The organism is Streptomyces sp. NPDC001549 (assembly GCF_042894025.1).
Lineage (GTDB): Bacteria > Actinomycetota > Actinomycetes > Streptomycetales > Streptomycetaceae > Streptomyces > Streptomyces kutzneri.
The window spans coordinates 167195-179841 of record NZ_JBIAVJ010000006.1; the positions used below are offsets into that span (position 1 = coordinate 167195).

The window sequence follows — 12647 nt, forward strand, 5'->3', positions numbered from 1 at the left end:
CCGGCAGCCAGAACCTCAGGGCTCGCACAGGCGTACGGCGAGGGCAGCGATGTCGTCGTCGAGACGTCCCTTGCTGTGGCTGAGGAGGTCGCGGTGCAGAGCCGTGAGCAGTTCGTCCGGCGGTGTTGGAGGCTGTTGACGCATCCAGGTGGTCAACGGGAAGAACTCGCCGCCGCGGGCGCGGGCCTCGGCGATCCCGTCGGTATACAGGAGCAGCAGGTCGTCGGGGGCGAAGTCGAAGGTGTCGACGCTGTAGTGGTCGCCGATCAGCTCCGCGAGGCTGATCAACGGCGAGGGGGTGGTGGACTCGAGGACACGGACTTTCCCGCGGTTCAGGAGCAGCGGCGGGGGGTGTCCGCAGTTGAGGATGTCGATACGTCTGCCCCCGTGCGGGATCTGGACGAGAAGGGCGGTGGCGAAGCGCTCCAATGGCCCCTCGGGGGGAAAGGCGCCGTTGTAACGGGTGCTGCTGGCGTCCATTCGGCGCGCGATGTCGACCATGTCGGCCTCCCCGTACGCGGCCTCCCGGAAGGCGTTCACGATCGCCGCGGCCGCCCCCACCGCAGGCAGGCCCTTGCCCCGCACGTCACCGATGAGCAGCCTGACCCCGAACGGCGTGTCGACCACCTCGTAGAAGTCCCCGCCGATGCGGGCCTCGGCCGCGGCCGCGAGGTACAGCGACTCGATCTCGATACCGCCGAAGCGGCGGGGCAGGGGGCTGAGCACCACTTGCTGCGCCGCGTCGGCGACGAGCCGTACCTGGAAGAGGGTGCGCTCCCGCTGGAGCCGGACATGGCTTCCGTACGCGGCGGCCACGGTGACCGCGATGATCCCCGCGGCCGTCCACCACGTCCCCAGGTCGGGGAAGACGAAGCTGAGGCCGATCATCAGGATGAGACAGACCGTCCCGAGCAGGACGGTGGGCAGCACCGGCCACATGGCGGCGGCAAGGGCCGGCGCCGCGGGCAGGAGACGGCTGAAGGCCATTTCCGGCGGAGTGTTGTACGCCAGGCTGGCGATGACGACGGTCAGGATGACCGGCGACAGCCGCACAAGTCTTCCCGGGCCAGGGCGCCTGCGTAGCCGCGGCCGTCCAGACTCGATCACACTTCACAGGATATCTACGTAATCGGTTCATAGCGCTCTGACGGTCGGGGTCAGCCGGCGGCCCCCGATCGTGCGGCCGCCTCCACGGGCTCTTCGGGATGGCATATGCCCGCCCGCCGTCGCGTCGGGCTCTGCAGGCCTGCTGACCAGGCAAAACCCGGGAGATCCGGCCGCACCGGACGCGTCCTGCGCTCGGCATCGCACTACGCACCGTGGTCGTCTCGCGTACACCGCGGGCTCTGCGAGGCTGCCGGTCCAGTTGCGGACAGTTGCTGTCCGCAAGAGCGAAGGGGCCGTTGCCGGTCAGCCCGCTCGCGGCGGGATTCGGACGCTGTTCCGTGTTGCTCCAGTGGGCTGACGTGGGGCATGTGAAGTGCCACGATGATCCGTGCTTCAACAGTGTGCCGGACGGGACGTATGAGTGTGGTGACAGCGTGTCCCGGAGGCAGCCCTACCCCACGAAAGGGCGGACACCCCATGTGCGTCACCCCCCTCGTATCGTCCTTACCCGGCGGCCGGGGCTCGGCCGCGGACGATCCCATACGGCTCTACTACAGCCGCAAGACGCAGGAGATCCTGCACAAGTACGGCCCGGGCCCCCGTGTCCACTTCCACGTGGGGCTGTACCCGGACGGCCCGCCGGACAGCACCGTCCCCCAGAACGTGCTGAAGCAGCGCATGCTCGACGCGCAGGAGCGGATCGTCGAGCACGCGGCCCGGTCGTGGGGCGCGTACGATGTGTCTCCGCGGCGGCTGCTGGACATCGGCTGCGGCCTGGGCGGGACGTCGCTGTACTGGGCGCAGGAGCACGGAGCATCGGTCACCGGCCTCACCGTCGCGGCGGAACACATACCGATCGTCCGGCACTTCGCCCGGCACGCCGGGGTCGGCGAGCGGGTGAAGCCCGTACTGGCGGATGTGCACGACCTGGACGAGACCTGCGCGTACGACGCCGTCTACGCCAACGAGAGCAGCGGGTACACGGACCGGACCCGACTCTTCGAGGTGGTCGCCAAGGCGCTGGAGCCCGGTGGCTGGTTCGGGATCCAGGAGCATTTCGTGGGCCGCTCCGCATGGCGCGAATTCATCGACGGCTACTACAGAACGCGACTGGGGCTGAGAGGGGAATACCTCGCCGCGGCCGAGGCGGCCGGGTTTGAACTCGTGCACGAGGAGGACGTGACGGACTCGGTGGCGGAGTTCTGGGTGCAGTCCATGGCGTGGAACACCGCCGAACTCGACCGGCTCCGCGCGGACCCCGACGCCCGGCCCGGCGCCTGGACCGGCGAACGGCTCGAACAGTCGACGCTCGCGCACAGCCGGTTCTTCCGGCTCTGGCGTGACCACGCGGTGCAGACGCGGCTGCTGCGCTTCCGGACCGGAGGCCGCCGATGACGGCGGCACCGGCACCGGCACCGGTGCCGTCACCGTCACCGGCACGGGCACCGGCACCGCGCCCCTCGCTCCTCGGTACGCTCCTGCCGTCCTTCTACTGCCCCCTGGAGCGCGACCTCGTCCATCCGGAGGCGAAGCAGGTGGAGGCCCTGGCGGTCGAGTGGCTGGACGCCTTCGGCATCTACCCCGATCCGGTCGAGCGCGCATGGGGTCTCGCCACCCACAGCGCCGACTTCTCCTGCCGCATCATCCCGGACGGGAACGTCGAGGCCCTCCTGCTCTTCACCGAATGGAACTACTGGGCCAACGCCGTCGACGACTGGCAGGATTCGGGTTCCGACGAGGTGGGGACGGGTGCCGTCGTCGAACACGGCGTACGTCTGCTGCGCACCATCGAGGACCCGGGGGCCTCGGTGCTGCCCGACGGACCGATGACCCGTGCGCTGCTGGACCTGGTGCGCCGCACCCATGCGATGCTCACGCCCTACGAGCTGCGCAGGTTCGCCGAGGGGACGCGCGACTGGCTGCTGGGAGCGGCCTGGCGGGCCGCGCGGGCCGAGGCCGGGATCATGCCGGGGCTGAACGACTTCGTCGCCATGGGGCCGCTGGCGAACGGGACGCGCTTCTCGCTGACCTGGTCCGGCGTCGCACGCGGGGACCGACTGCCGGCGGAGGTGCTCTGCTCCCGCGCTCTGACGGTACTGACGGATGCGGCGGGATTCGTCGTCAGCGCGGACAACGACCTGTTCTCCTACGACAAGGACGACCACCTGGATCCGAGGGAGGTGAATCTCGTCAATGTCCTCGCCCACCAGGAGAACTGCTCGCCCGCCGAGGCCGTGCCGCTCGCGGTGGCCCTGCGTGACCGGGTGATGGTCCGCTTCATGACGCTGTGGGCACGGACGGAGGCCGGCGCGACCGCGGAACTACGCCGTCATCTGGCGGCGTTGGGTCACTACGTGGCCGGCTCCATCGCCTGGCAGAGCCGGGCGCCCCGGTACGCGAGCCCGCGCAACCGGCACGAACTGCCCCTGGCGGACGCCCGGTTCGCGATCCGGTTCGCCGACGCCCCCAGCTTCGCCGCAGCCGAGCCGCCGGATGTGCCGGCCCTCGCTTCGTGGTGGCAGCGGCTGCCCGACTGAGTGACGCCGAGGGCCCCGGCCGGTGCGGCCGGGGCCCTCGGCCCGGAAGTCGTCAGGGGTCGGTCGTCAGCGGTCAGCCGAGGCCGAGCAGCCGCCGCCACCAGCTGACGCCGCCGCGGCGGCGACCCGCGACCGCGGGCGCTGTCGTCGGCCGCGGCGGGACGGGCGCGTGCTCGGGGTGCCCGGCCGGCTGCTCCTCCTGGGACTGCGCGTTCGCCACGGGGCGCGGGGCGAACCGTACCGGCAGGGACAGCAGGTGGCGTGACATGAGGGTGCCGCGCCATTGCAGCTCGCTCGCGTCGACCGCCAGCTGGAGGTCGGGCAGCCGGTCCAGCAGGACCTCGATGCCGGTGTCCGCGATGGCGCGGCCGATGTCCTGGCCCGGGCACTCGTGCGGGCCGCTGCTGAAGGCCAGGTGGGAACGGTTGCCGTGGACGGAGGCCGCGGGATCCGGCCGGATCTGCGGGTCGGCGTTGCCCGCGGCCAGCCCGAGCAGGATCATGTCGCCGGCCTTCACCTCCCGGCCGCCGAGCAGGGTGTCACCGGTGGCCCAGCGCCCGATGATCGTGTTGATCGGCGGGTCGTCCCACAGGACCTGCTCCAGGGCGTCGGGCAGCGTCATGTGGCCTCCGGAGAGGCTGGCGCGGAAGCGCGGGTCGGTCAGTACGGTCCGCAGCGTGTTGGCGATCAGGTTGGCGGTGGTCTCGTAGGCCGCGATCAGCACGACACGCAGGTGCATCAGCACTTCGGTGTCGCTCAGGTTCGCGGGGTGCTCGATCAGCCAGGAGGCGAGGTCGCGCACGGGCCTGGCCTTGCGCTCCACGACCAGGTGTTCCAGCGTGGCGGTGACGTAGCGGTCGCTCTGGAGGGCCGTCTCGGTCCCCTGGAGCATGTCGCGCGCCGCGTTGACCAGCAGGGGTCCGTGTTCGTCGGGTGCCCCGATGAGCTGGGTCATGACCAGCATCGGGAGCTGGTCGGAGAAGGCGGACACCAGGTCCGCGTACCCCTCACCCGCGATCTGGTCGACGAGCTGGTTGGCGAAACGGGTCACGTAGCGACGGATGCCGCGCTTGTCGAAGCGTTCCAGGGACTCCACCACGGCCGAGCGAAGCCGCTCGTGAACGGGCCCGTCGGTGAAGTTGCACACCGGCACCCAGGAGACCATGGGGCCGAGCGGGGTGTCGGCCGGCACCCGGCCCTCCTTCATGTCGCGCCACCCCCGCGGGTCGCGGGCGAAGCGCGAGGAGGTGCGTGCCACGTCCAGGTTCTCCCGGTGGCCGAGGACCAGCCAGGCCGGGAGGTCCCCGTTCACCAGTACGGGGGCCACCGCCCCGTGTTCGGCCCGCAGCTTCTCGTACAGCGCGAGGGGATCGGCCTGGGCCTCCGCTCCGTGGAGGCGGTACAGGCCGCCGGCGGTCGCCGCCGCCGCGTGGGCGGGGCACTCGGGCGGTGGGGTGGGACTGTTACTCACATTGCCTCCTGGGTGGCTGCCTGGGAGTGCAGGTAGCGCATGAGGGTCAGCAGGACATCGCGGGACGAGTCCCGCCGTCTGGCATCGCAGACGAGGATCGGGACCGCGGGGGGCAGATCGAGGGCCTGGCGCAGTTCCTCCAGCGGATGCTCGGGCGCGCCGGGGAAGGAGTTGACGGCCACGACGAAGGGCACGCCCCGCTCCTCAAGCCGTCCGATGACATCGAAGCTGATCTCCAGCCGACGGGTGTCGAGGAGTACGACCGCTCCGAGCGCGCCCTCGAAGAGCCCGCGCCACAGGAACCAGAAACGCTCCTGGCCAGGTGTTCCGAACAGGTACAGGACGAGCTCGTCGTTGATGCTGATGCGGCCGAAGTCCATGGCGACGGTGGTGGTGATCTTGCGGTCCACGCCCCAGGTGTCGTCGACGCCGACGCCGGCCCGGGTCATCGTCTCCTCGGTCGTCAGCGGCTTGATCTCGCTGACCGCACCGACCATCGTCGTCTTGCCCACGCCGAATCCGCCGACGATGACGACCTTCACGGCGGCCGCGGCCGTCTGCGGGAGTATGTCCGCCTCGCGCGGCCCGGCGGGCGGGTCAGAGCTTTTGAAGTCCATCGATCACTGCCTCGATCAGAGCAAGGTCGGGTAGCTGCGCGGCGGGAACGGGCGGACGGACGTACACGCGTCGAGCGGCCATCAGGTCCCCGACCAGCACGGTGACGACGCTCACGGGCAGGTTTGCGTACGCGGAGATCTCGGCCACCGACAGCGGTGACTGGCACATCCGCAGGATGGCCGCCTGCTCGGGCTGCATCTCGGGCCGGGCGGACCCTTTGGCCACGACTAACGTCACGAGGTCCAGGTGGACGGCGGTGGAGGGTCCGCTGCGTCCGCCGGTGATGACGTAGAGCCGTTCGGGGCTGCCGTCCTCCCAGCTTGCGGGCGGCTCATTCACGTGGGCTGCCCGTCATGTCGGGGCGGGCTGCTCAGGTGGTCCCCCATTCGGGTCACCAGGTTGCGCATCTGCGCGCCCATCAGGCCCGCGTCCACGCCCTCGTCGGCGAGGACCGCGAGGTAGGAGCCGTCGCCGGCGGCCATCAGGTAGAAGAACCCGCCGTCCATCTCGATCACGACCAGGCGCATCCTGCCCTCCGAGCGGGGCAGTTCCGCGCCCACCGCTCCGGCCAGGCTCTGCAGGCCCGCGCAGGCCGCTGCCAGGCGGTCGGCCGTGTCGGTCTCGGCCCCGTGCTGCGCCACGCAGAGTCCGTCCGCGGACAGTACGATCACGTGCCGCGTCTGCGGCACTCCGGCGGCCAGGTCCTTGAGCATCCAGTCCATGCTGCTGATTCGCTGAGTCATCATTGCTACGCCCCCTTGGTCGCTGAACCCGACGTTCCTTCGGTGCCCGGCGCATCGGCGCCGGGGGTGCCGGACAGTCCGCTGTGGAACGCCTCCAGCCACATTCCGGGACCGCCGTCGTCCGCCGGCCGGGGCTCCGCGGCCGGCCGGGCGTCGGCGGTGGTCACACGGTCCTTCCGGCGGCGCTGCGGCAGGCCGGTCGCGGTACGTGCGCCGGCCTCCGGCTGCCCGGCGGTGACGGGCGCGGGCCCGGGCCCGGGCACCGGAGCCGGCCGGGGCGCGCCCACGCCCGCCGGCGAGCGGTCGAAAGGGTGCTCGCGCGGTGTGGCGGCCACGGCCCTGGGCCCCGAGGAGGAGCCGATGCCGTGGGCGAGACCGGTCGCGGAGGACGCCGTGGTGATCAGGTGCTGCGGCACGATCACCACGGCGCGGACGCCGCCGTACGCGGACGAGCGCAGGGACACCTGGAACCCGTACGCCTGCGCCAGCCGGCCGACCACCGCCAGACCCAGCCTGGGTGTCTCGCCCAGGTCGTTGAGGTCGATGCCGGACTGCGCCTGCGCGAGCATCTTCTCCGCCCGGCTGCGGGCCTCTTCGCTCATGCTCAGGCCGCCGTCCTCGATCTCCACGGCGATGCCCGACTGCACCTCGACGGCCGTGAGGTGGACCCGGGTGTGCGGCGGCGAGTACCGCGTGGCGTTGTCCAGCAGCTCCGCCAGGGTGTGGATCAGCGGTTCCACGACGGGACCGACGACGGCGACCTCGGAGACCGAGTGCAGCTCCACCCGCTGGTAGTCGATGATCCTCGACATCGCGCCGCGCATCACGCTGTACAGGGTGACGGCCCTGCTCCACTGGCGGCCGGGGCGCGCACCGCCGAGGACCGAGATGGAATCGGCGAGCCGGCCGATCAGGGCGGTGCCGTGGTCGAGCCGCAAAAGGTCGCCGAACACGTCCGGGTTGCTCCCGTGCCGGTCCTCCATCTCGCGCATCTCGTGGGCCTGCTGATGGACGATCGCCTGCACGCGCCGGGCGACGTTCACGAAGGCCCGCTGGGCCGAGTCGCGCAGGCTCTCCTCGTTGTCGACCGCGTCGACGACGTGGGCCAGCACGGCCTGGAGGGCAGCTCTGAAGCGCGGGGTCAGGGCCTCGTCGTCGCCCCAGCGGCTGCCGTGGCCGCCGCGCCCTCCCAGGGCGGTCAGCACCTCCTCGGCCAGCTCGCCCTTGCGCAGCCGCTCGATGGCCTCGGGCAGCACCGACTGGGACAGCCGGGCCGCCTCGGTCTCCTGCCGGGCCAGGGCGTGCCGGAGGGCCGCGACCTGGGCGCGCCCGGTGGCGAGCGCGCGGCCGCGCCGCCGCGCCTCGACGAAGACCGCTGCGGTGCACACGGCGCCGACGGCGATCAGGGCGGTGCCGAGCGGTCCCGAGGAGGAAGCGAGCGCCCCTACCAGGCAGGCGGCGGCCACGACCGCGATCGCGGGCAGCATCCGGCTTGCTCTTCCCCCCAGGTGGGCACTTTCGGGGGGCGTACCTCTTTGCTCCATCGGCGTCCTCGAACTATCGAAAAGGGGGGCCTTCTGACCGGTGGGCGGGAGCATAACTACGCCCAACTTCCCTGATGTGGCCTTTCGTTGGAGTTCCCCGGACCGGAGGAACCGTTATGCGCCATCGATGACATCGAATTCCGGCGAGGATCCGGGCCCGCGCGCGGTGCGCGGTGGCGTAACGGGAGGTGGGCGGCGCGCCGGCCCCGTTCGGCGCGCGGGAATCCGCGCGCGCAATCCGATCGGTTCCGGCCGCGTCCCTCGGCTCGCGGGTGGCGACCGGGACCGAAATGCGCTAAGGGGTGTCTTGCGGATCGGGCCGGATCAGGCACCGGCCGCCGCGAGCCCGGCCTGATCGGCAAGACACCCCCTAAGGGGTGTCGGGACCGGCCGCGCCGAGGCCGGTGAGCAGGACGTCGAGGGCGAGGTCGGTCGCCTCGTCCAGCGGCGTGTCCTCGAGGAGGGAGCCGACGGCCAGGGCCGCGAGGCCGTGCACCACGGAGAAGGCGACCTGGGCGAGCCGGGCCGGGTCGCCCGCCCGTACGACACCCTCCTGCTGCGCGAGGGCGATCAGTTCGGCGGCGATCTCCAGGCTCCGGTGGCCGAGCTCGCGGAGTTCGGCGCTGGAGTGGTCGGCGTGCTTGGCCGTGAACATCAGGCTCAGCAGCGGGGCGTGCGCGACGGCGAAGCCGATGTACGCGCGGCCCATGCAGGCGAGCCGGGTGGTGACGGGGCCGGGCTCGCCCACGGCGGCCCGGAGGCGTTCGTTGAGCCGGGTGAAGCCGCCCACGGCGAGCGCGTCCAGCAGGGCCTGCCGGTCGCGGAAGTGGCGGCCCGGCGCCGCATGACTGACGCCGAGGTCCCGCGCGAGGGCGCGGAGGGAGAGGCTGTCCGCCCCCGAGGTCGCGAGCACGTCCTCCGCGCGCGCCAGCAGGGCCTCCCTGAGATTGCCGTGGTGATAGGGCGCATCGGCGTCGGCCAAGGCGGTCTCCTCCCTCGATGTTGTCATTGACAACAATGTTTGCTCTGTCTACATTCAAGTATCGACCATCAACCGCAGTCCCGGAACGGAGCGCCGACCCATGTCTATGACATACCGCGGAACCACAGCCCTGATCACCGGGGCGAGTGCAGGCCTCGGTGTCGAGTTCGCCCGGCAGTGGGCCGAGCGCGGAGCGGACGTCGTCCTCGTCGCCCGGCGCGTCGACCGGCTGGAGGAGCTGGCGGCGGACCTGGAGCGCCGGTACGGGGTCACGGCCCGCCCGATCGCCGCGGACCTCGCCCGGCCCGGTGCCGCGGCAGCGCTGCGTGCGGAGCTCGACGCACTGGGCGTACCGGTCCACACGCTGGTCAACAACGCGGGCTTCGGCACCCACGGCCCCTTCGCCGGCGAGGACCCCGCCCGGATCAGCGAGATGATCCAGCTCAACGTGCTCGCGGTCACGGAGCTGACCCGAGAGTTCCTGCCCGGCCTGACGGCCGACGGCCGGGGCGCCCTCGTCACCGTGGCCAGCGCGGCCGCCTACCAGCCGACCCCGGCGATGGCGGTCTACGGCGCCACGAAGGCCTTCGTCCTGAACTTCACCGAGGCCGTCGCGTACGAGACGCGCGCCTCCTCCCTGCGGGTGCTCGCCGTCTCGCCGGGGCCGGTCCGCACCGAGTTCTTCGACGTCGTCGGCAGCCGGGACGCCGCCGTGGGCCGGATGGCCACCCCCGAGCAGGTCGTCACCGCGACGCGCCGGGCGCTGGAACGCGGCAAGACCCCGCCCAGCATCGTCGTCGGCCTGGGCAACCGGCTCTCGGCCACGGCGTCCGCCCTGGCCCCCCGCCGCCTCGCACTGACCGTGGCGGGGCGCGTCCTCAAGGCGTGACCGGACGCACCTGAACACCGGAGGGCGGGCCGTCACAGGGGTGACGACCCGCCCTCCGGTACTTCGGGCAGTGCGAACGGAGCCGGACGTATCCGATGAGGACCGAATTCCCCGATGCCCACGGTACTGGTGGTCGACGATCAACTGCTCATCCGTGCCGGACTGGTGTCCCTGCTGAACGCCGCGCCAGGGCTGTCCGTGGCCGGCGAGGCGTGCGACGGGGAAGAAGCCGTCCGGCTGGCCGAGGCCACCGCACCCGATGTCATCCTCATGGACCTCCGGATGCCGGGCACCGACGGCATCACCGCGACGGAACGCATTCTCCGCCGCGCGGGAGACACGGGTGACACGCCGCCGAGGATCCTGGTGCTGACCACCTTCGACCTCGACGCATACGTCTACAACGCCCTGCGTGCGGGCGCCTGCGGGTTCCTGCTCAAGGAGACACCCCCCGAGCGCCTGGTCGCCGCCATCCATACCGTCGCCTCGGGTGACATGCTCTTCGCGCCGACCGTCACCAGGCGCCTGATCGAGGCGTACCACCCGGGGCCGACACCGCCGGGGGCGATCGCCCCGGACTGGCACACCGTGACCGGCCGTGAGCGCGATGTCCTGCGTCTCGTGGCCACGGGCGCGACGAACACGGAAGTCGCCCAGCGGCTCTTCATCAGCGAAGCCACCGTGAAGACCCACCTCAACCGCGCCATGGCCAAGCTCGGGCTCTCCAGCCGCGCCCAGGTCGTCGTCTTCGCCTACGAGACGGCGCTCGTGACGCCGGGCGGCCCGACGAACCTCCCCGGCTCCGGCCCCGCTGCGGGCGGGCCGGGCTGAGCGCCCGGGGAGTCCCGCACGCAGCGGCCTCCCCGCCCCCACAATGGAGGCCGGCGAGCAGGAGGGGAGCGGGCATGGCGGACGAACAGGCCTCGGTGCGGGTGGAGCGGGACGGCCCCGTGTACACGGTGATCCTGAGCAGGCCAGGGGTACGCAACGCCGTGGACGGACCGGCGGCGGCACAACTGGCCGACGCCTTCCGGGAGTTCGAGGCCGATGAGGACGCGGCCGTCGCCGTGCTCTGGGGCGAGGGTGGAACGTTCTGCGCGGGCGCCGACCTCAAGGCCATCGGCACCGAGCGCGGCAACCGGGTGCTCGCCTCCGGCGACGGACCCATGGGGCCGACCCGGATGCGGTTGAGCAAGCCGGTGATCGCGGCCGTTGCGGGGCACGCGGTGGCGGGCGGCCTGGAGCTGGCGCTCTGGTGCGATCTGCGGGTCGTGGAGGAGGACGCGGTGTTCGGCGTGTTCTGCCGCCGCTGGGGCGTCCCCCTGATCGACGGCGGTACGGTGCGGCTGCCCCGCCTGATCGGCGAGAGCCGGGCCATGGACCTGATCCTGACGGGCCGTCCGGTCCCGGCGGCCGAAGCGCACGGGATCGGGCTGGCCAACCGCGTGGTCCCCACGGGCCGGTCGAGGGCGGCCGCGGAGGAACTGGCCCGCGAGATCGCCGGGTTCCCCCAGATCTGCCTGCGCCACGACCGGTTGTCCGTCCTGGAACAGCACGGACTGGCCGAGGAGGACGCGCTGGCGGGGGAGTTCCGGCACGGCCTGGTGCCCCTGGCCGCGGGTGAGACCCAGGCCGGAGCGGGCCGGTTCGCAGCCGGGGCGGGCAGACACGGCACCTTCGGGCCGTAGCGGGTGCCGGGGACCCGCGGCCTTCGGCGATCGTCCTGGCCTAGGGGGTGTCTTGTCGGTCAGGCCGGATCAGGGAGCGGGGTCTGGTGCCGTGCATCGCAAGGCGGACGAGGGAGTCCATGCGGAGCATCGACGACCGAGGATAACGCGGCGAGGCGCGGTGCCAGGGCCCGCGAGCCCGGCCTGACCGACAAGACACCCCCTAGGTGTGGCGACTGCCACAACCGGCCCCGGGAACCCGGCCTCCGGCGGCTCCGACTCCTGCCGTAGAGCGGCGTATCGGCCGGGCGATCGGAAGGAACCACCGTATGGACCGCAGGAACGTGCTCCGGGCCCAGGTCGCTGTCGGCGCCGCGGCCGCGCTGGGAGGTGCCGCCGGGGTGGCGGCGGCGGAACCGCGATCCGCCGGCAAGCCGGCGGGGCCGTTACGCGTGCACGTCGTCATGTACGACGGCGTGGAGGAGCTGGACTTCGCGGCGCCCTACGAGGTCTTCGCGGCCGCCCGGTTCTTCACCGACCGCGAGGTCGACGTCCGCTACGTCAGCGCCTCCGGGCCCGGCGTCGTGCGCGCCGCCTACGGCACGCAGGTGAACGTGGAGCACGCCTGGGCCCCGCGCACCGCGGACGTCCTCCTCGTGCCCGGTGGCGGATACGCGCGCCGCGACAGCCCCGGAGTGTGGGCCGAGATCCGCAGCGGCGTCTTCCCGGGGAAACTGGCCGCGGCGGTACGCCCCGGCCTCACCGTCAGCGCCGTCTGTACGGGCACCATGCTGCTGGCCGCCGCCGGGCTGACCACGAGACGCCCCTGCACCACCCACCACAAGGCGCGCCCCGACCTGGAGAAGCAGGGAGGCCTCCTGAAGAACGCCCGTGTGGTGGACGACGGAGACCTGGTCACCGCGGGTGGCATCACCAGCGGGCTGGACCTCGCCCTGTGGCTCGTACGCCGGGAACTGGGTGCCGACGCGGCGACCGGCGTGGAGACCATGCTCGAATACGAGGCCCGCGGCACGGTGTGGACGCCGCCCGCGGCCGGGCGGCGTTCGTAGGGCTGCCGTAGCCGACGGT

The 12647-nt window shown here is 72.1% G+C and carries 13 protein-coding genes; 6 read left to right on the forward strand and 7 right to left on the reverse strand.

What is annotated here, in order from left to right:
- Positions 1 to 15: 15 nt before the first annotated feature.
- Entirely contained in the window at positions 16 to 1053 is a 1038-nt protein-coding gene (locus ACFY04_RS12980) for a PP2C family protein-serine/threonine phosphatase (protein WP_389116252.1), read from the reverse strand.
- A gap of 531 nt (positions 1054 to 1584) precedes the next feature.
- On the opposite strand from ACFY04_RS12980, the gene ACFY04_RS12985 reads away from it, so the two are divergent.
- Both ACFY04_RS12985 and ACFY04_RS12990 read left to right on the forward strand, forming a co-directional pair.
- Positions 1585 to 2502 (forward strand): SAM-dependent methyltransferase, encoded by a 918-nt coding sequence (locus tag ACFY04_RS12985; RefSeq protein ID WP_389116254.1) that lies wholly within the window; start codon positions 1585 to 1587, stop codon positions 2500 to 2502.
- The gene (locus ACFY04_RS12990) at positions 2499 to 3644 is read left to right on the forward strand and encodes a hypothetical protein (RefSeq protein ID WP_389116256.1); all 1146 of its coding nucleotides are present in this window, start codon (positions 2499 to 2501) and stop codon (positions 3642 to 3644) included. The genes ACFY04_RS12985 and ACFY04_RS12990 overlap by 4 nt, the downstream gene beginning before the upstream one ends.
- A gap of 73 nt (positions 3645 to 3717) precedes the next feature.
- On the opposite strand, the gene ACFY04_RS12995 is transcribed toward ACFY04_RS12990, so the two are convergent.
- From ACFY04_RS12995 to ACFY04_RS13020, 6 genes are all read right to left on the reverse strand, one after another.
- The gene (locus ACFY04_RS12995) at positions 3718 to 5115 is read right to left on the reverse strand and encodes a cytochrome P450 (RefSeq protein ID WP_389116259.1); all 1398 of its coding nucleotides are present in this window, start codon (positions 5113 to 5115) and stop codon (positions 3718 to 3720) included.
- Positions 5112 to 5732: an ATP/GTP-binding protein gene (locus ACFY04_RS13000; RefSeq protein ID WP_389116260.1), complete on the reverse strand. Its 621-nt coding sequence runs from the start codon at positions 5730 to 5732 to the stop codon at positions 5112 to 5114. Before ACFY04_RS13000 ends, ACFY04_RS12995 begins: the two co-directional genes overlap by 4 nt.
- Entirely contained in the window at positions 5713 to 6072 is a 360-nt protein-coding gene (locus ACFY04_RS13005) for a DUF742 domain-containing protein (RefSeq protein ID WP_389116263.1), read from the reverse strand. The genes ACFY04_RS13000 and ACFY04_RS13005 overlap by 20 nt, the downstream gene beginning before the upstream one ends.
- Positions 6069 to 6479, reverse strand: a complete 411-nt coding sequence (locus ACFY04_RS13010) for a roadblock/LC7 domain-containing protein (RefSeq protein ID WP_389116264.1) — start codon at positions 6477 to 6479, stop codon at positions 6069 to 6071. The genes ACFY04_RS13005 and ACFY04_RS13010 overlap by 4 nt, the downstream gene beginning before the upstream one ends.
- Before the next feature lie 2 nt (positions 6480 to 6481).
- Entirely contained in the window at positions 6482 to 7963 is a 1482-nt protein-coding gene (locus ACFY04_RS13015) for a sensor histidine kinase (protein ID WP_389116265.1), read from the reverse strand.
- A 427-nt stretch (positions 7964 to 8390) separates the two neighbouring features.
- Positions 8391 to 9029 carry a TetR/AcrR family transcriptional regulator gene (locus ACFY04_RS13020; protein WP_389116266.1) on the reverse strand — a complete coding sequence of 213 codons (639 nt, stop codon included), beginning with the start codon at positions 9027 to 9029 and terminating at the stop codon, positions 8391 to 8393.
- Positions 9030 to 9102: 73 nt separating this feature from the next.
- Between ACFY04_RS13020 and ACFY04_RS13025 the strand changes: the two genes are divergently transcribed.
- The 4 genes from ACFY04_RS13025 (at position 9103) to ACFY04_RS13040 (ending at position 12628) form a co-directional block, all read left to right on the forward strand.
- On the forward strand, positions 9103 to 9891 hold the full coding sequence (locus ACFY04_RS13025; RefSeq protein WP_389116267.1) for an SDR family NAD(P)-dependent oxidoreductase: 789 nt from the start codon (positions 9103 to 9105) through the stop codon (positions 9889 to 9891).
- 114 nt (positions 9892 to 10005) lie between these two features.
- A complete protein-coding gene (locus ACFY04_RS13030; protein WP_389116269.1) occupies positions 10006 to 10722 on the forward strand; it encodes a response regulator in 717 nt (238 codons plus the stop codon).
- A gap of 74 nt (positions 10723 to 10796) precedes the next feature.
- The gene (locus ACFY04_RS13035; protein ID WP_389116270.1) at positions 10797 to 11579 is read left to right on the forward strand and encodes a crotonase/enoyl-CoA hydratase family protein; all 783 of its coding nucleotides are present in this window, start codon (positions 10797 to 10799) and stop codon (positions 11577 to 11579) included.
- 308 nt (positions 11580 to 11887) lie between these two features.
- A complete protein-coding gene (locus ACFY04_RS13040) occupies positions 11888 to 12628 on the forward strand; it encodes a DJ-1/PfpI family protein (protein ID WP_389116272.1) in 741 nt (246 codons plus the stop codon).
- The last annotated feature ends 19 nt before the right edge of the window (positions 12629 to 12647 follow it).